Source organism: Acinetobacter sp. RRD8 (genome assembly GCF_031844225.1).
Classification (GTDB): Bacteria; Pseudomonadota; Gammaproteobacteria; order Pseudomonadales; family Moraxellaceae; genus Acinetobacter.
In genome coordinates, this window is record NZ_JAUZUU010000003.1 from 263,541 (window position 1) to 281,994 (window position 18,454).

At 43.3% G+C, this 18,454-nt stretch carries 20 protein-coding genes; 12 read left to right on the forward strand and 8 right to left on the reverse strand.

Features of this window, described 5'->3' with window-relative positions; translation table 11 throughout:
- Positions 1-51 precede the first annotated feature (51 nt).
- Together Q9R24_RS05460 and Q9R24_RS05465 are read left to right on the forward strand one after the other, a co-directional pair.
- On the forward strand, positions 52-1,257 hold the full coding sequence (locus Q9R24_RS05460; protein WP_311203867.1) for a CsgG/HfaB family protein: 1,206 nt from the start codon (positions 52-54) through the stop codon (positions 1,255-1,257).
- An 84-nt stretch (positions 1,258-1,341) separates the two neighbouring features.
- Positions 1,342-2,016 (forward strand): hypothetical protein, encoded by a 675-nt coding sequence (locus Q9R24_RS05465; RefSeq protein WP_253138818.1) that lies wholly within the window; start codon positions 1,342-1,344, stop codon positions 2,014-2,016.
- 301 nt (positions 2,017-2,317) lie between these two features.
- On the opposite strand, the gene Q9R24_RS05470 is transcribed toward Q9R24_RS05465, so the two are convergent.
- The 3 genes from Q9R24_RS05470 to Q9R24_RS05480 all read right to left on the reverse strand — a co-directional run bounded on the left by Q9R24_RS05470 (position 2,318) and on the right by Q9R24_RS05480 (position 4,541).
- Positions 2,318-2,893: a xanthine phosphoribosyltransferase gene (locus tag Q9R24_RS05470; protein ID WP_004732222.1), complete on the reverse strand. Its 576-nt coding sequence runs from the start codon at positions 2,891-2,893 to the stop codon at positions 2,318-2,320.
- Positions 2,894-2,981: 88 nt separating this feature from the next.
- The gene (locus Q9R24_RS05475) at positions 2,982-3,695 is read right to left on the reverse strand and encodes a DUF3108 domain-containing protein (RefSeq protein WP_005263720.1); all 714 of its coding nucleotides are present in this window, start codon (positions 3,693-3,695) and stop codon (positions 2,982-2,984) included.
- 159 nt (positions 3,696-3,854) lie between these two features.
- On the reverse strand, positions 3,855-4,541 hold the full coding sequence (locus Q9R24_RS05480) for a hypothetical protein (RefSeq protein WP_213686838.1): 687 nt from the start codon (positions 4,539-4,541) through the stop codon (positions 3,855-3,857).
- Between the two features lie 263 nt (positions 4,542-4,804).
- On the opposite strand from Q9R24_RS05480, the gene Q9R24_RS05485 reads away from it, so the two are divergent.
- The gene (locus Q9R24_RS05485) at positions 4,805-5,662 is read left to right on the forward strand and encodes an energy transducer TonB (RefSeq protein WP_171066348.1); all 858 of its coding nucleotides are present in this window, start codon (positions 4,805-4,807) and stop codon (positions 5,660-5,662) included.
- Between the two features lie 184 nt (positions 5,663-5,846).
- On the opposite strand, the gene ybeY is transcribed toward Q9R24_RS05485, so the two are convergent.
- Genes ybeY through miaB form a run of 3 tightly spaced genes read right to left on the reverse strand, consistent with a single transcriptional unit; the run spans position 5,847 to position 8,923 of the window.
- On the reverse strand, positions 5,847-6,329 hold the full coding sequence (gene ybeY / locus Q9R24_RS05490; RefSeq protein ID WP_005249939.1) for an rRNA maturation RNase YbeY: 483 nt from the start codon (positions 6,327-6,329) through the stop codon (positions 5,847-5,849).
- A 22-nt stretch (positions 6,330-6,351) separates the two neighbouring features.
- On the reverse strand, positions 6,352-7,428 hold the full coding sequence (locus tag Q9R24_RS05495; protein ID WP_004732214.1) for a PhoH family protein: 1,077 nt from the start codon (positions 7,426-7,428) through the stop codon (positions 6,352-6,354).
- A 37-nt stretch (positions 7,429-7,465) separates the two neighbouring features.
- Entirely contained in the window at positions 7,466-8,923 is a 1,458-nt protein-coding gene (gene miaB, locus Q9R24_RS05500) for a tRNA (N6-isopentenyl adenosine(37)-C2)-methylthiotransferase MiaB (protein ID WP_311203868.1), read from the reverse strand.
- Positions 8,924-9,257: 334 nt separating this feature from the next.
- On the opposite strand from miaB, the gene Q9R24_RS05505 reads away from it, so the two are divergent.
- From Q9R24_RS05505 to Q9R24_RS05530, 6 genes are all read left to right on the forward strand, one after another.
- On the forward strand, positions 9,258-11,192 hold the full coding sequence (locus Q9R24_RS05505) for a transglycosylase SLT domain-containing protein (protein WP_311203874.1): 1,935 nt from the start codon (positions 9,258-9,260) through the stop codon (positions 11,190-11,192).
- 32 nt (positions 11,193-11,224) lie between these two features.
- A complete protein-coding gene (locus tag Q9R24_RS05510; RefSeq protein ID WP_373683237.1) occupies positions 11,225-11,863 on the forward strand; it encodes a ribonuclease I in 639 nt (212 codons plus the stop codon).
- A gap of 167 nt (positions 11,864-12,030) precedes the next feature.
- Positions 12,031-13,017, forward strand: a complete 987-nt coding sequence (locus tag Q9R24_RS05515; RefSeq protein WP_004645103.1) for a malate dehydrogenase — start codon at positions 12,031-12,033, stop codon at positions 13,015-13,017.
- Positions 13,018-13,186: 169 nt separating this feature from the next.
- Complete coding sequence (locus tag Q9R24_RS05520; RefSeq protein ID WP_004645104.1) at positions 13,187-13,465, forward strand: DUF2789 family protein; 279 nt, start codon at positions 13,187-13,189, stop codon at positions 13,463-13,465.
- Between the two features lie 51 nt (positions 13,466-13,516).
- Positions 13,517-13,771, forward strand: coding sequence for a DUF2789 family protein (locus tag Q9R24_RS05525; RefSeq protein ID WP_004645105.1), 255 nt, complete (start codon positions 13,517-13,519; stop codon positions 13,769-13,771).
- A 115-nt stretch (positions 13,772-13,886) separates the two neighbouring features.
- Positions 13,887-14,144: a DUF2789 family protein gene (locus tag Q9R24_RS05530; RefSeq protein WP_004645106.1), complete on the forward strand. Its 258-nt coding sequence runs from the start codon at positions 13,887-13,889 to the stop codon at positions 14,142-14,144.
- 90 nt (positions 14,145-14,234) lie between these two features.
- Here Q9R24_RS05530 and Q9R24_RS05535 read toward each other — a convergent pair whose 3' ends face one another.
- A complete protein-coding gene (locus tag Q9R24_RS05535) occupies positions 14,235-14,762 on the reverse strand; it encodes a hypothetical protein (RefSeq protein ID WP_004281425.1) in 528 nt (175 codons plus the stop codon).
- Positions 14,763-14,832: 70 nt separating this feature from the next.
- The gene (locus tag Q9R24_RS05540; protein WP_004281424.1) at positions 14,833-15,435 is read right to left on the reverse strand and encodes a 2OG-Fe(II) oxygenase; all 603 of its coding nucleotides are present in this window, start codon (positions 15,433-15,435) and stop codon (positions 14,833-14,835) included.
- A 117-nt stretch (positions 15,436-15,552) separates the two neighbouring features.
- On the opposite strand from Q9R24_RS05540, the gene Q9R24_RS05545 reads away from it, so the two are divergent.
- Genes Q9R24_RS05545 through Q9R24_RS05555 form a run of 3 tightly spaced genes read left to right on the forward strand, consistent with a single transcriptional unit; the run spans position 15,553 to position 18,365 of the window.
- Positions 15,553-16,410 carry a 23S rRNA (adenine(2030)-N(6))-methyltransferase RlmJ gene (locus Q9R24_RS05545; protein ID WP_004281423.1) on the forward strand — a complete coding sequence of 286 codons (858 nt, stop codon included), beginning with the start codon at positions 15,553-15,555 and terminating at the stop codon, positions 16,408-16,410.
- Between the two features lie 38 nt (positions 16,411-16,448).
- Positions 16,449-17,270, forward strand: a complete 822-nt coding sequence (pssA, locus tag Q9R24_RS05550; RefSeq protein WP_005108642.1) for a CDP-diacylglycerol--serine O-phosphatidyltransferase — start codon at positions 16,449-16,451, stop codon at positions 17,268-17,270.
- An 18-nt stretch (positions 17,271-17,288) separates the two neighbouring features.
- Positions 17,289-18,365, forward strand: a complete 1,077-nt coding sequence (locus Q9R24_RS05555) for a DUF6670 family protein (protein ID WP_311203869.1) — start codon at positions 17,289-17,291, stop codon at positions 18,363-18,365.
- Positions 18,366-18,454 lie beyond the last annotated feature (89 nt).

The following is an 18,454-nucleotide window of genomic DNA, read 5'->3' on the forward strand; positions in this document are numbered from 1 at the left end:
CCAAAATCCTCAGCGCTGTCTTAATTTAAGTAACAGACCAGGAGAATCACAATGCTGAATTTCTCCTCGACCAGAAGACATATATCTTTCATGAGCGCCACTGTCCTTTTCAGCTCTTTTTTAACGGGCTGTACAGGCTTGGCACCTTCAAACAAGAAGCCAGTTAGCCTGGTACAAGGCCCCCCAATTACCGATATTTTTACCCCTTTTGATATGGCTTTATCCTGCCTAAAAGGACAATTACGTAGTGATGTGAGTTTCTCCGTAGGGGCAATTTTGGATCAAACCGGTAAGGATGTAGTTACCAATGGTGGCAGCGGAAAAATGGTGACCCAAGGTGCGGGAGATATGGTGCAATCTGCCTTGTTTCAGGCAGGGGTAAGCTTAATGAACCGGCGTGATCCCCGGATTATCGAAAGCGAAGCCAAGTGGGGCATTCGTGATCCCAGACAAATCCAGGCCTCTGATTATTATGTGACAGGCAGTATTAACAGTCTGGATTTTATTCCGGGTGGTGGTTTTGACATGCAGATCGCTGGTGTCGGTCCGAATTATAGTCAAACCCGGATTATGGTCGGTCTGGATTTATCTTTGACCGATACCCGTAGCAGTAAAGTCGTCGGCAATGTTTCATTGCAGAAGCAAATTGCTGCACAGGATTATGGCTTGAGTGCAGGTAGATTCGCTGGACGTACACTCTTGAACATTCAGATTGGAAAAGGAGAACGGGAGGCAACTAACTTTGCCTTGCGCCAAATGTTGAATCTGGCCACTTTTGAATTGCTAAGTCAGGTCGTCCCGCCCGCCGTATTTGAAAGCTGTCGTGCGCAGATACCGCCAGAGTTCGGTCAATTGAACTTAACCCGAAGTTCTGTGGCACTGCATAAGTACAAGAAAAGCCAGCAACAAAATAGTACAGCTTCAAGTAGCGCTGTTCAGGAATCAGCATCACGCCAGGCAGACTCATCCAATGAAAAAAATAAGTCAACCAACTCCCCAAGCAAAGATACGAAACCACCTAAACAGAAAGAGTCCGAGGTGATTCAAAACCCTGAAGCAGAGCCTGAAATGAGTAAACAGGACTTGATTAAATATATCAGCAAGAAGCAGCGTCAACCTTCTTCAAATGAAAAGAATGAAGAAAAAGATACTCAAGAAAAGGCTGATAAAGAACAAGAAGATGAAAAAACCACAACGCTATGGGAGGCCAATCCTGAGGTGGTCGAAAATTACTGGTCTAGCACGCAGCGTGATTAAAAATATTTAAAAATGGGCTCGCTCCCATTATAAGAAGGAGTACTTAGCGAGAGGTACTTCAAAACAAAAGTAGGAAGAACAACGATGAAAAACACGATCAAAACAATCGCTTTATCCGTCGCCTTTCTGTCTAGCGCAGGTATGGCATACGCCCAAGATGGTGAAACACCTACTGATGTCACCGTAGATACAGGCTTACAAGCTACCCTGGATTCTATTTCTCAGCAGGTTGAAAATGGTTCTGCTTTGAATCTTGCAGTGAATACAGGTGATGTTGATGCAAGTGTCGATTTAGAAGCAATTGCAGAAGCTACAAGAGAAGCACCAGACGCCATTAGTTCAATTGAAGGTACAATTGAAACTACTGCGATTGGTGCCGCGAATACAGGTAGTATCAGTATTGAGCAGGGTAGCTACAATAAGGTGGTATCAGACATATCAGATGCAACGGATAACTACGACTACAGTGAAGTAACGAGTGCAACTAATAATTCTGAAACTCTAGAGGAGCTATCAGAGGTTGCGGATAGTTCAGATATCTCGGAAGTTGTGAGTTCGACACTAAGTACTGACTATAGTGAGGAAATCAATGAAACTTTAAGCAATTATAGTGTAGCGAATATTGCCTATAATGCGGGTGCTATTGATGCATCTGTCAGTGCTATTTCAGAAGGAACTCAAACTGCTATTAACAACAGCATCACAACTACCGCTATCGGTGCTGTGAATAGCGGTAGTATCACTGTGACTGTTAAATAAACTCTTTTTTCGAGGTGAACACAGGTCTAACTATTGGCAGATAGTTAGACCTCTTTATTTTATAATAACATCCACATAAATTGTTGTTTATTCATCGGATAAAAAAGTACTTATTTGTTTGACACTCTCTATTTCAGAAATTAAATAGCCTGGCGCTTAAGATTAAGCCATTTATCTAGGATCAAATCTGGAAGAATCAATAAGAACTTAGGCTGAGCTCTGGATATTTTAAATTTATATCATCAGAAAAACACAATAAAAAAAGAGCGCATCAGCGCTCTTTTAAAATTCATTGGCGAGCTTAGTCGCGAACAAATTCAACTGTGCCATTTGTCAAAGACTTTACGCGTGCCAGTGATTCCACACGGTAGCCTTTTTCAAGCAGCAGGTCACGACCTGGCTGGAATGATTTTTCAATCACAATGCCAATACCAACTACTTCTGCATTTGCCTGGTGAATCAGGTCTGCAAGACCTAAAGCGGCTTGACCATTGGCCAGGAAGTCATCGATCACTAAAACTTTATCGGTTGAGCTGATGTGTTTATTTGAAATCGCGATTGTGCTTTCAGTCTGTTTGGTAAATGAAAAGACTTTAGAACGATATAAATCATCTTTCAGGGTGAGAGACTGGTATTTACGTGCAAAGATTACAGGTACGCCAAGCTCTAGTCCGGCCATTACGGCAGGTGCAATACCTGATGCTTCAATCGTAATAATTTTGGTAATACCAGCATCCTTAAACAGACGCGCAAATTCTTGACCAATCAGTTGCATCATGACTGGATCAATCTGATGGTTTAAGAAAGAGTCTACTTTCAAAACTTCTTCAGAGAGGACGATGCCTTCAGCCAAGATTTTCTGTTCTAGTGCATGCACGGGAGAATCCTCAAGAGCAGGTGCTTTTTCAAGCAAAAGCGTATTGTAAAAAGCACCCGGAAAAAATCAAGTGAAATTCGCCAAAAACTTAGTTGCTTGCACCTTTATAGTCAGTTAATAGCAAACCATAGGAGGTTTTCTTGTCGACATGCGAAACTTTGACTGGAAGATAGTCAAGTTTTGGCGCCAACCAGAAGATGGTCTCACGGCCTGGCTTGTTATGCTTCATCACCACTTTAATGGTATTAAAAGATCCGTATTTGGTACTTATAGTCTCTGAACCCTGTTTGACAAACTTACGGCCTTCAATTTCTTTGGCATCAGCGATATAGTAATTTGTTTTCAGGCCTGAATTTTTTAAGTCTTCACGAATTTGCAATTCTGCATTCAACTCATCCAGAACATCTGCTCTCCAGGCAAAAGAACGTTTTTCATCGTCTTTCTTGGTACTGATAGTTTTGCTGGAAGGATTAAAATTAATACTCATGGTGTTGTTATGCACCAGTACTTTACTGCTGCGACTGAAACTGCTTGATCCGATCTTGCCATTATTAAAAGTAAAGCGGCTGGTTTCGGTTGCAGAGGCAATCCCCCCGGCTTTTGCAGCAAAGACATAAGTCCAGTTATTGCCAGATTTACTTAGAGTCCGTGTTGCAGAACCCATATTCTTGCCATTATAGCTAAATTGATAACTGGCCTGGAAAGGAGTCATGGCAAAAGCCTGGCTAGAAATACCAGTGAACAGTATTGCGCTGCTCAGACCCGTGGTCATCACTAAAATTTTGAATACAGTCTTCGCCATCAGTTATTTTCCTATATTGATTCAATTGGCAAAACATATCACTTATTGCACCCTTTATTATTTGGGCAAAATATGGAAGTTGAAGGGATATTTCTGCCAAAAATGTATATTTCATGTAGTTTTATGGAACTTTTGTTCAAAGACTATGTTCGGCATAATTTAAGAAGGATCTTTCTGTTTAATGGGGGTGACCCGGTTGTCATCCATCTCGTCTTCATCCCAGTTCTCTTCCTGATCTTGGGAGAGTTTTCTAAACAGGGCGGCTAGATTGACGTTGCCAATCACCACCAGTTCGGCTTCACGAAGTACTGCGTGATTCACATGAACTTTGCCCAAGGTATCAATGACCGATCGGCTTTTGCCTAACCAGCGATTTAAATCCAGATAGAGCAAGTCATCGATGACTTTAATCACGCCCAGTTTTTCCAGAATCATTCCCAAAGGATCTTTATTCAAGACACGTTGATAGAAGAACAAGCCAAAACGCACGCCAAGTTTATAAAGCATATTCGGATATTTGGCTTCAATCAGCTGGGTATCACTAATTTGCTCGAACACGATCAACTGGGTGGTTTTATTCAGTTCCATCTGTACCAGTTTCAAATCAACCGATAAAGTGACAATCAGGCCTTTATAATCCAGTGTTGCGTAGAGACGCAGCCAGTCTTCATGTAAATCTGCGTGTAAGTCTTTCAATGCATCGACATTGTCTGTGACAAAGCGCTGAAAGGTTGCATTTAGGAAGACTTGCGATAGGGGAAATTCACGCTCATCTTCAATAAATCCTTCCGCCCTCTGATACACTTGGCGGATTCGGTTGGAGATATTGGAAATTAGCGTTTGCATACTGAAGCGTCCTGGCAACTTTATTTTTGACTCGGGATGTATCTTGTCGAATTGTATGAAAAATACAAGCGTTCATGCTTGAAGTTTAGCAAAATAAATAGCACCATTTTTATAGTTTTAGTTATGTAACGTTGAAGATTTGATGGATTTGGCATTTTAAAAAGATAAATGACGAATCCGTTTATTTTTAATCTTTCAAATACTTTTTTGGGGAGCTGAACTCATTATTGAGTTTAGGCGAATGTGAAAAAACGATGATACTCATGCCTCTGGTCAGAACTTGGTGGAAAGATCCAGTGTTTAGCAGTGCGTTGCTTGCCGCAGGCATTCTGCATTTGATCGTGCTGACACTGGAATTTGGTATGCCGCAAGATCGGGATACCAGTACCAAAGAAATCGCGGTCAGCTTGCGCCAGACTGATGAAAAAATTGAGCATGCTGATTTTCTGGCCCAAACGGACCAGCAGGGTTCCGGCCAGTTTAGAGAAGCTCATCGCATGTCGAGTGATATGCCATCGCCGTTAATGGAGCAACATGCAGGCGAAGAACTGCAAGAAAGTCTGGATATGCTGCAACAGCAACAGGAACTCAGTTTTGAAGAAAAAGTCCTGATGACCACCTTGAGCTGGCAAAAGCAGGCGGAAGAAAATCAGCGTAAAAAAATGCAGGAGCAATTACAGAGCCAGTTTCAGGCCAAAGCGGCCATGGTCGCCAGTCTGGAAGCGCAATATTTACAGCGTCAGCAAAATTTCAGTCGTCAGCAAAAAATTAAGACTGTAGATGGGATTCAGTCCAAGCAGGATGTTTCGGCCGCCTATCTGGAAAAGTTCCGTGAAAAAGTGGAATTTTATGGCAACCGCTACTATCCGGAAGCAGCCAAGCAGCAGAATCTGGCAGGTGAAGTGCGTTTGATGGTGATCCTGAATCAGAATGGGGGGATTCGTGCCATTCGACTGATTGACAGTTCAGGACATGCCATGTTGGATGAAGCAGCTAAATCCTCCGTGCGTAAGGCAGCACCATTTGGTGCTTTCGACAGTAAAATGAAAGAAATTTCCGAACTGCGAGTGATTCGTACCTGGCGTTTTGACCCGGCAGAAGCGGAGTTTGAAGTGCGTTAAAGTTGATATTTACCAAGACCTCTCCCTAACCCACTCCTAATAAGGAGAGGGAACTATATCTATAATGTTTAACAATCATAGGATTCTAATGAATGTTCTCCCTCCCTCTGGGAGGGAGTTAGAGGGAGGGCAACTTTCAATAAAAAAAAAGCGAGCCTTGGCCCGCTTTTTTTATGAAGAAATTTTAGTTTTGTTCCAGATAAGGATTTTCAAAGCCCAGCTTGGCCAGAGTTTCGATTTCAATGCCTTCCATTTCTTCAGCATCTTCATCCGAGGTTTCATGGTCATATCCCATTAAATGCAAAGTACCATGTACCAGCATATGGGTGAAATGCGTCAATGGTACTTTCTGCTGTTCAAGCGCTTCAGCCAGTACCACAGGTATGCAAATCACCAGATCGCCAATGGGAAATGCATCCAGAAACTGTGCCATTTCATCTGGAAGTTCACTCGGGAAAGACAGGACATTGGTCGGTTTGTCTTTGCCGCGATATTCCAGATTCAGTTTATGACTTTCGTCATTGTCGACACAGGCAATTCCGATTTCGCAATTACTTTGAGTGCCGATATGACGTAAAGTGGTTTCTACAACTTTTTTAATATAGGCACGTTTCAGCACCAGTTCAGGCGACTGAAAGTCCTGTTGTAAGGAAAGACTAAGTTTCAACACAAATCCTTAAGTTTAAAGCTTAATGCTGTGCGTCGGCCGCAGCATCATTTTCAGCGATCAAGGCATCTTGACGTGCTTTTCGTTCGGCACGTGCTTCAGCACTTAAACGCTGCTGTTCACTGTCCCAGCCTTCATAGGCTTCAACAATTTTCTGTACCAGTTGATGACGTACCACATCACGCGAATGGAAACGGGTGATATGAATTTCAGGAATTTTATCAATCACACGCAAGGCATGTGACAGACCGGATTGCTGACCACGCGGTAAATCTACCTGAGTTACGTCGCCGGTAATCACGGCACGTGAACCAAAACCTAGGCGGGTCAGGAACATCTTCATCTGTTCTGGGGTGGTATTCTGCGCTTCATCCAGAATCACGAAAGAATGATTCAAGGTACGGCCACGCATATAAGCAAGCGGAGCCACTTCAATCACCTGACGTTCGATCAGCTTGGCCACTTTTTCAAAGCCAAGCATTTCATACAGCGCGTCATACAAGGGACGTAAATAAGGATCGATTTTCTGGGTTAAATCTCCCGGCAGGAAACCGAGTTTTTCACCGGCTTCAACCGCAGGACGAACCAGCAGAATGCGCTGGATTTCATTGCGCTCCAGCATATCCACTGCAGCTGCAACGGCAAGATAGGTTTTACCTGTACCGGCAGGGCCAATACCAAAAGAAATATCACTTTGCAGAATGCGCTGTACATAGCGTTTCTGGTTGGCACCACGCGGGTTGATCCGGCCTTTACGGGTTTGCAGCCAGACATTGTCCAGCCCCGTATGTTCCTGATCATCCAGATCTTGCTGAAGTTCACGGTCAGTCTGGCTGCCCTGAATCATCAGATGTAAAGTATCTGCACTAATCTGCTGACTATGTTCAGATTCTTCATGAAGACGTTGCAAGAGCATTTCGGCTCTCTCAACGGCATCGATTCCACCATCAATAATAAAACTTTCTCCACGATGGGAGATTTTGACGTCTAAACGTTGTTCAATTTGCTTCAAATGGCCGTTATAGGCACCTAACATGGCTTGTATACGGTCCATCGAAATTCCAGGAAAAGCTACTGTACGTCGAATCGCTGCAGTCAAGAGTGTTCCTTATGAAGTGTGCGTTATATGCTCTACATTACGCCACGTCAGGCTCAAGATTCAAGAGCTCACCATAAACTAAATTCAAAGTTTTAATTTCGGTAATTTCAATCTCGGCAAAGCGGCCTACCCAGGCAGGGTCACCAATAAAGTTAACATAACGGGTATTGTCCGCCGTACCGACCAGAATATTCGGATCTTTATCAGAAACTTTTTCGATCAGTACACGCTGGATGGTCCCGAGCATGGCATCCGTCTTGTCAATGCTTGAACGCTTAATCCATTGCTGAACTTTGGCCAGACGTTCTTTTTTGATATCTTCAGAGATCGTATCTTCCAGTTCTGCCGCAGGCGTACCCGGACGTTTTGAATAGATGAAACTATAAGAATGGTCGAAATCCAGATCCTGAATAAACTGATAAGTCTCTTCAAAGTTTTCATCTGTTTCACCCGGGAAGCCAATGATAAAATCTGAAGATAGGTGCATGTCAGGGCGAACTGCACGTAACTTTTTAATCTTTTCGATATAGACATCAATGGTGTGGTTACGCTTCATCGCTTGTAACACATCATTGGAACCGCTTTGTACCGGCAGATGCAGATGTGAAACCATTTGTGGCAGGTCACGATAGCACTGGATCAGGTCATCATTAAATTCCAGGGGATGCGAGGTGGTATAACGAATACGGCCAATGCCCGGAATATCTGCAACTAAACGTAACAGATCAGCAAAGGTACAGATATTACCTTCAAAAGTTTCACCACGATAACCATTCACGTTTTGACCAAGCAGTGAAATCTCACGCACGCCTTTTTCTGCCAGACCGGCAATTTCAGCCAGTACATCATCCAGTGGGCGAGAGACTTCTTCACCACGGGTATAAGGTACCACACAGAAAGAACAATACTTAGAACAGCCTTCCATGATCGAGACAAAGGCTTTATAACCTTCTACGCGAGGTTCTGGCAGAAAGTCAAATTTCTCGATGTCGGGGAAGGAAATATCCACCAGTTTGATTTTTTCTTTTTTCGGCTTTTCAATCTGTTCAAAATGCTGATCCAGCATTTGCGGCAAACGGTGCAGGGTTTGTGGGCCAAAAATCATATCAACATAATTGGCACGTTTCTGGATGTTATCGCCTTCCTGAGACGCCACACAACCACCGACACCAATAATCAGGTCAGGATTTTTATCCTTTAGTTTGCGCCAGCGGCCCAGCTCGGAGAAGACTTTCTCCTGTGCTTTTTCACGGATCGAGCAGGTATTCATCAGCAGAATATCAGCATCTTTAGGATCGCTAGTCAGCACATAGCCATGAGAATCGCCTAACAGGTCTGCCATACGGTGACTGTCGTACTCATTCATCTGACACCCTTGTGTTTCGATGTACAGTTTTTTGACTGAAGCATCGCTAACAGGGGTGTGCGCTGGCTGGGTAACAGTGTTTTCTGAGGCAGCTGGGGCACCATTCGGAATGAAGGTTTGAACCGTCATGTAGGCTCCTACAAGGTAATACGTTGAAAGAGTGAACGAACAGCCTGATTGATGCATCAAACAGGTGAATAAAAATTCAATTCACAGACTGAAATCTTGGAAAGGCGCATATTTTAGCAGGAAAGTCGCTTAAACTTATAGCCCAAATTAACTGTGGAAAAATATTGATTTATGGGCAAAAATTGTCTGTAGATTAATATTGCTTAATCATAAGGTTACATAACTGAACAATAGAGTTGGTTATAATCTTCAAACTAGCTCTTATGATATGCAACATGGGCAAAGCACAAAATCGATGATAGAAGGCAAAGGGATGTTGAAACACACTAAAACTATGTATAAATACTATAAATTAATTACTTTAAGTGTGGCATGTATCTGTTCAGCGAGTACACAGGCAGCAGAAGAACAATTTAATGATGCCTTGCGTGCAGTCAATGCAGGTAATACTGAACTGTTACAGCAATATCGTCTGTCTATGCAGAATGATGTCTTGGGCTATTATCCGGAATACTGGATTTTAAACCAGAATCTTGCTATGCAGCCTGTTAGCCAGATTATCAGTTTTGCCCAGCGTTACCCTCAATCCGCCATGGCTGAAAAGCTGGCAGCGGACTATGTCGAAGAAAAAGTAAAAATGGCAGACTTTAGCACTGCCCAACCGGTATTGCCTTATGTAACCAATGCCGATCCTGCCGAAGCCTGTGCAGTGGCACAAGTGCGTGCCAAAGCTGGCGATCAACTGGTCTATGCCGAGTTTAAAGAAGTCTGGTTAACTACCAATAGCCAACCCGAATCTTGTACTGGTTTAGGCCGGATGATGCTATCCAGTCCACTCATGACCTCAGAAGACCGTCAGCAGCGACTCTGGGGGCAACTTCGTGCCGGACAGTCAGGACAGGCGATTGCGACAGCGCAAGGCATTGGTTTAAATCTGTCTCTGGCACAACTGAATTCGATTCAGGCCAATCCCACTAATTATTTGTGGTCTGCGCCTAAAAGTACTGCGGCAGAGCATGCCTATCTGATTTATGCGCTGGGACGTCTGGCCGATAGCGATTTGGACTCAGCTTTGTCTATCGTCAAACGGACTGCCGAAGGTACACCAGTACAGGTACAACGCGCCTTATATCGTGCTGTCGGTTATATCGGTGGTACCACAGTCATGAAAAACAACTTCAACCGCGAAGTTTTAAATGCCTTGGATGCCAGTTATGGTTTGCCATTTAGCCCAGAAGAAGCCGAAATTTATGCACGTCAGGCCATCCGTTTTAGTGCCTGGGAAAGCCTGATCCGTGCGATTGACAGCATGAGCGTTAACCAGAAGCAGGAAGATCGCTGGCAATACTGGCTAGCCCGGGCCAGTGAACAGCGTGCAGATCGTAGTGCGAAAAAAACGGCAGAGAGTATTTATCGTAAACTGGCCACCGGAGATGACTATCACAATCTTCTGGCACGCGACAAGCTGGGGCAGGTGACTGCGAGTACACCAAATCCAGCGCAGCCATCCAATCAGGCTATGCAGCGCTTGAATCAGGATATTCATTTCCGCCGTGCTTTCACCTTACGTAATATCAGCGCCCCGGAGAACTATATTAACCGGGAATGGAACTGGGCAGTGCGTCAGGCTTATCTAAAGAAGGATGATGACCTGTTGCTGGCCGCGGCAAAACGTGCCATGGATATGGGCTGGTATGATCGTGCCATTTATGCCGCTGACCGTACCGCGAACAAACATAATTATAACTATCGTTATCCAATGCCACATCAGAATTACGTGGTCAGCCATAGTCGAAATGCCGGTATAGATCCGGCCTGGGCCTATGGTTTGATGCGTCAAGAAAGTCGTTTCAATACCGTCGCACGTTCACATGTCGGGGCGGGTGGTCTAATGCAGATTATGCCGGATACGGCCAAGTTGGTGGCGCGTCAAATGGGTGAGGCTTATAATCCGGCAGCACTCACCGATATGAATACCAATATTCGCTACGGAACATTCTATTTATCTACCATTCAGCGTCAGCTCAGCAATAGTCCAGTTCTGGCAACAGCAGGCTATAATGCCGGACCAAACCGTGCCCGCCGCTGGCAGCCAGAATTTCAGGGAATGGCCGCAGATCAATATACTGAAAGTATTCCTTTACTTGAAACCCGAGATTATGTGAAACATGTCATGACCAATGCCACGCATTACGGTATTTTATTAGGACAGGGGGCACAGTCAGTGGGTAAACGCATGCAACTGATACCATTACGAAATACACAATAAAATTAAAATTATTGGGGAATGGTGACTTATTCATGAAAATAATGAAGGATCGTCGAGTCTGGGCTGGATCGGTTGCGCTTGTAGTATTGGCCAGCAGTCAGGCAGCATTTGCTGCACCAACAGACTATGTCATGGATGTACAAATGGTCCCGGCCTTATGTAGCTTGTACCCGGAATATGCCAAGAAGCGAAAATGTCTGGAAGGTTATTCGCTGAATATCTCCGGCTTATATCCTCAGACTACATCACAAAATTGTACGACCAATAGCTCCGCGAAACTGTCACCACTGCAGTCCAAGGTAGTGGCCAGGATCATGCCGGATGACAATACCCGGACAATTTTATGGCGCAATATCGGTGGCTGCGTGCCGATGAATGCCAGTCAGTATTTCCGGACGATTATCAATTATGCAGATCGTCTCAAAGTTCCTGCGGAACTGACAGAACAGGAAAATATTACAATTTCTGTAGATACATTGCGGGCCAAATTCCTGAAAATTAATCCACAATTACCGGGCAATGCCTTGCGATTCAACTGCCAGCAGACTCAGTCAGCTAGCGTGCTTACCTCGATCAAGGTCTGTTATCGCCCCAATGGCAATTACAAATCCTGTCCTGCCAACATTATTAATACATGCCCAAAAACTGTCACAATAAAAGGAACATACTGAGCTTTTTTGCCGATTTAATTTATATTTCCTATCAGACTTTAGGTGAAATCCGTCCTCTTTTATATGCATCTGGCAAAGGATTGGAGTACAATCTTTCGCGTTTACGATTATTAGATTAAATACTAACTATTTAATCGCATTGAATATCCTCAATTGGAGATAATTAGATGAAGCAAGCAGTTCGTGTTGCCGTTACTGGCGCTGCAGGTCAAATTGGTTACAGCCTATTATTCCGTATCGCAAGCGGCGAAATGCTAGGTAAAGATCAACCAGTGATTTTGCAATTGCTCGAAGTTCCTTTTGAGAAAGCTCAACAAGCGCTTAAAGGCGTAATGATGGAGCTTCAAGATTGTGCATTCCCATTACTAGAAGACATGATCGGTACTGATGATCCTAAAGTTGCATTTAAAGATGCTGACTATGCGTTATTAGTTGGTTCACGTCCACGTGGTCCAGGTATGGAACGTGCTGACCTGCTTAAAGTGAACGGTGAAATCTTCATCGGTCAAGGTCAAGCATTGAACGAAGTTGCAAGCCGTGACGTTAAAGTTCTAGTTGTTGGTAACCCTGCAAACACGAATGCTTACATCGCAATGAAATCTGCTCCAGATCTTCCAGCGAAAAACTTCACTGCAATGTTACGTCTTGACCACAACCGTGCTGCATCTCAAATTGCTGCTAAAACTGGTAAAGCGGTTAAAGACATCAAAAATCTTACAGTTTGGGGTAACCACTCTCCAACCATGTATGCCGACTACCGTTTTGCAACAATTAACGGCGAAAGCGTTAAAGACATGATCAACGACCAAGAATGGAATGCAAATACATTCCTTCCGACTGTTGGTAAACGTGGTGCTGCGATTATCGAAGCACGTGGTTTGTCTTCTGCTGCTTCTGCTGCTAACGCTGCAATCGACCATATGCGCGATTGGGCTCTTGGTACAAACGGCGAATGGGTAACTATGGGTATTCCTTCTGACGGTTCTTACGGTATTCCTGAAGGCGTAATGTTCGGTTTCCCTGTGACGACTGAAAACGGTGAATACAAAATCGTTCAAGGTCTAGAAATCGACGAATTCAGTCAAGAGCGTATCAACTTCACGTTGAATGAACTTGAAGAAGAGCGCGCAGCAATTGCTGACATGCTTAAATAATTTGATCTTTTCAGATTAAGTTGAAAAAGCACTCCATTTGGGGTGCTTTTTTTATGCCATTCACTTTAATCAACAAAAAATAACAAGCTGTGAAGGAGAGACAACTGAGTTTTCGCTATGAGCCCTCTAAGGTAGAAACAAGATTATAGATAAAAAGATGGAGGTTCAGATGTTAGAGCAACGCGCTACCTTCGAACTTTTCTTTGAACAATTGGGTCTGGATTCGAGTCCGGAAGCCATTGATGAGTTTATTAGTACGCATCAAATTGGTATGGATGTGCCACTGCATAAAGCTCCCTTTTGGAGTAAATCACAGCATGACTTTCTGATCAGTCACTGGAAGAAAGATGATGACTGGGCCATTTTTGTCGATGTGTTAAATGAACAATTACATATTGAGGCAGAGGGTTCAGGTTCCTGTGACATACCGAGCCATAAATCAACCTAAGAATTCGAATCTCAACACGCTCATAATTTAACATTACGATGGAGTCTATTTATGCTTACGGAACAACAGTTAACTTTAGAATTATTATTTGAACAATTGGGTTTGCCTTCTGATGAAGCCTCAATTAATCAGTTTACCCATACCCATCAATTGCCATCTGAAGTCGCATTGCCAGATGCCGAATTCTGGAGTGAGGGACAAAGTGCCTTCCTGCGTGAACATTGGCACCAAGATGATGAATGGATTGTCATTATTGACAAGTTAAATCAGCTTTTACATGTGGAAAGCGACAAACAAAGCGTTTAAATGCATTCATACAAAAAGAAACAACAAACCTAGTCAAAGGACTAGGTTTTTTTTGTCTTATCTTATAAGTTAGATCTATAAATAATTACAATTTATCTGATATAAGGAGGGCGCGATGCTCGCAAAGAACCAACCATCCTTAGAGCTCTTGTTTTCTCAGCTCGGTCTCGCCAATAGTCCTGCGGCTATTGAATTGTATGTACGCACCCATCAACTGCCAGCAGGGCTGTCCTTGCATGATGCGCCATTCTGGAATAAAGCCCAGCGTTCTTTATTAATCAGCCATTTGGTACAAGATGATGATTGGGCAATTTGGGTCGATGAACTGAATCAGCAACTGCACATGGACGCTTATAGGCGTCAACCTGCTTGATCATTTTTCCTATATTTTTCTGATATTTAAAATAAGATGATATAGCTTGTATTAAAAAACGCCTCATTTGAGGCGTTTTTGTTCTTTGGCTTAATGCATTTTGCTTTTTAATATTTTGTTAAACCATTCGTGCTGACGATAATCATTAAATGCATGATGCTGCTGTAATAATTCCAGCTCAAATTCGGCAGTGGTGGTGTACTTACCTAACCAGTGGCGGGTCAGGGCCGGCTCATTTTTACTGGCACTGGCATAGGCCAGAAAGAAATAAATGTCCCCATGTTCATAACTGGCCATTGGCTTTAAAATTTGCTGAGTAATCAGGGCGAAATGGTGCTCTTTGGTCAATTCAAAAAACATCATATAAGCCTTGGCCAGATGCAAAGATAGGTTGATATACATGCGCAGCGGCATTTCTTCAAATTCTACCCGGCCTTGTTCCAGCAACACTACGGCTTCTTGCAGGAAATGTCGCTGTTCCTGACGCAGTTCACTTAAAGTCACCAGCTGTAAACGAAGATCAGCACGTTCAAGCGTTAATTCCGGCGTATTGCCTTTTAAATACAATTGGTCAGTTTCACCCAGACGTTGAATAATCTGTTTGGTCGTTAATCGCATCAACGCAATCCTCATTTCTCAATAATGGCTATATGAGGTTAAAAATTAAAATTTAAAGCGGCAGCGTGTCTTAGAGTAGTGAGGTATCACTTCTTAGCCAGGCGGTAATGGATAGGCGTTGCTGTTTAGAGATTAAAACTTCATGTAATAAATCGCTCTGGAACAGCGCCATTCGGTTCGGTTTTGGCTGGATAATATGCCACTGGCCATGTTTGTCCTGCAGGCGTAGTTCACCGCCCCAGTCCGTCTGCCATTGTCCATGTAAATAATACACACTGGAAATCATCCGGCCATTTTTATCTTGAGGATTGTCGCGGTGCAGGGTATAGAACTCACCCGCGTGATAGCAAGCGAAATGTGCTTCGACATCTTTGATGCCTAAATAAAACGCGCGGTTTAAAATTTGGGAAAATTGTTGAAGTGTTTGGATGTGTAGGTGGGAAATTTGAAATTCAGGTTGTAACCAAAGAATATGATCACTACGGATGTTGTTAACTACACCATTTTGAATGGCTGCATTACGAAATTCGTTTAAGTGGCTTAAGCATTCTTGGCTCACTGCATGTTGATATTCGCTAGAGTAAGCATCGTCAACAATACTAAAGCCATGTTGATCTAAATCATCTAAGATTTGATCAACATTCCAATCCCCTGGGATGATAACTGCTTCCATTTTTTCAATTCTCGATAGTGTGGTAAAAAAAGGTCCGCTATTTTAGTTCAATAATCGTTTCTGAACGAAATAGTTTTTCATGTTAAAATAGCAATTGATCTTAGGAATAATTGAAACATGAATTACCGTCACTCTTACCACGCAGGCAACTTTGCCGATGTCATGAAGCACGTTTTATTGCTTCAGTTGTTGACTCGACTGAATGCAAAAGACAAACCTTATCGCTATGTAGATACACATGGTGGTGCAGGTAAATATGATTTGTCGACTGCCGAAGCGCAAAAATCAGGTGAGTTTTTAAACGGTATTCATCGTCTTATTAAGCTGGATGATTCGATCAAGCGTAATGCACCTGAAGGCGTACAACAATACTTGAAAATTGTTGAAAACATGCGTGAAAACTTTGGTAAGGGTGCTTATCCGGGTTCGCCGTGGTTTGCGCTAGAAGGCATGCGTGAAATTGATAAAGCGACCATTTTTGAAATGCAGCGTGATGTATTCCAGCAACTTCGTCATAATATTTTTGACAAGCGTGCCGGTTTGCATGAGCGTGATGCATACGAAGGTCTGTTGGCAGTCATTCCGCCAAAAGAAAAACGTGGTCTGGTGATGATCGATCCGCCATATGAACTGGAACGTAAAGATTTCCCGCAGTTGGTCGAACTGCTGGTTGCTGCGTATAAGAAATGGCCGACAGGTGTATTTGCCGTTTGGTATCCAATTAAAGACCGTGCCATGATTGAACGTTTTGAGAAGAAAATGTTTAAGACCGGTATCCGCCGTCAACTGGTGTGTGAAGTCTGTGTATGGCCGGATGATACCCCAGTAGGCCTGAACGGTTGTGGTTTGCTGGTGATTAACCCACCTTGGAAATTCTCTGAAGATGCTGATGAAGCACTACAGTGGTTATTCCCGCATCTTCGCATGAGTGAAAACGGTGGTCACGCTGCAGTTCGTTGGTTAGTGGGCGAATAATTTTTTCAAAGATCAGGTCATAGCTAGGATCGACAAGAATGACAAATATAAGCAAACCGGAACGTGACTCTTCAACTGAAGTGCCTTTCGATGGCATCACCTTTGAGGTAGAAGAAGAGGAGCATACCCAGGAAGGGCAAAAAGTTAAGCGTCGAGGCATCTATCTATGGCCGAACCTGATTACAACGGCAGCGTTGTTGTCAGGTTTCTACTCGATTATTGCCAGTATGAATGGTGATTTTCAGCAAGCTATTTATGCGATTTTTATTGCGGCATTACTGGATGGACTGGATGGACGTGTGGCACGTGCTATTGGTGCACAAAGTCCGTTCGGTGAACAATTTGACTCGCTTTCTGACATGCTGGCTTTTGGCGTAGCTCCCGCTATTTTGATGTATAGCTGGGGCTTGAGTGATTTGGGCCGTATTGGTCTGGCGGCTTGTTTTGTTTATACCGCATGTGCTGCGTTCCGTCTGGCACGCTTCAATGTACAGATTGGTGTGGTCGACAAACGTTATTTTATTGGTGTCGCAAGTCCTCTGGCTGCCATCATGATTGTATCACTGGTCTGGGTCGGTCTGGATTTTCCAGAAATCTTTGATATTCGTGAACCTTCTCTTCAGGTCATTAATGCAGTGGTCATCATTGCGGTAGGCTTGTTGATGATTTCCAATATCAAATACTATTCATTTAAAACTGTAGAACGTAAACGGGTTCCATTTTTTGTCCTACCAATTGCCGTATTCGTCTTTGCAGCGATGACTTATAATATTCCTGTCGGCATTCTGGTCATTTCTATTCTCTATGCCTTGTCTGGTTTTGTAACCACCTTTATGGCAAAAAGATCGAGTACATTATAAAAAGATAAGGAGTCTGAGATGCGGTTTCTTCAAGATTTTTTAGATCGTTCGAAACAGCTGAATCAGACTCCTACTGTTTCGCGCCATCCCGCCTATCATGGCCCCACCTCAAAATATAAAATTATTCATCAGGGTTTGATGATCCCCGGGCTTCCGGCACCGCTCTATTATTTAAACTTTATGAGTATTATCGGGCAACCCAATGCACCCATGCTGGCAAACCCGAGTGCAATCGAAACCACAGCCTTAGACACCGCCACCGTGATTTGCAGTTCGAGCCCACATATGGTGGGACAATTGCATCACTATTCGGTCAAGCAGGACTGTCATTTTAGATCAGGTCTGTTTCAGTTTCTGGATCGTGAGCAATTGAGCGGAAGTTTTCCAAATTTTCGTTTGCAGCGTTCTGACTCGGAACTCAGTTTTGATTTAAATATTCAAACCACTCAACTGATTTCTCATTTTACCCAAATGCGGTTTTCCTTGGCAGATCACTGGTCTTTGCTATGTCATTGTCAGGGAACGGTGAACTATAAAGCGCAGCAATATACGATCGATGGTCTTGGAAGCTTTGAATACGCGCGGAGTTTTAACTTTCCTTATCTACCTTTGGCCTTCCTGACTTATCAAATTATTAATCTCAGTGAAAACAGGCAACTGTTGTTGGCGCAGATTCGGGATGGTTTTAATCGTATTGTTCAGTCGCGGATATATCTCCGTGATTTAAAAAACATGCGGACCCAAATGTTCGATCGCAAAGTTTATTTTAAAGTTCATCGTGTTTATCCGCGTGTCACGACACCTAATGGGCAGAGTATGTATTTGCCGCGCGAATTTGAATGGTGTTATGAAAATGCAGACGGTACTTGTATCTGGGTACAAGGGCAAAGTTGTGGAGATTTTAAATTTGGCCTGGCAGCGGGCTATGTAGGAAGTTTTAGTTATCAAGTGAAAATAAATGAAGAAACCGAAAGTGGGGAAGGGGGCTATTGTGAATACATAGATTGTCGGCCTTTACGCTTTCAGGAACAGAATAAAACAGAAAAAAGATTAAGTCATTTATCCAATTCAGTCCCTTTACTGCTCAAGAAATGAAGAAAAGTGCGATTTTTGTAGAATAAATAAACAGTCGTGATGATTTTTCTGAATTATTTAAAAATAGGGGTTGTATTGGGTTGGGAATA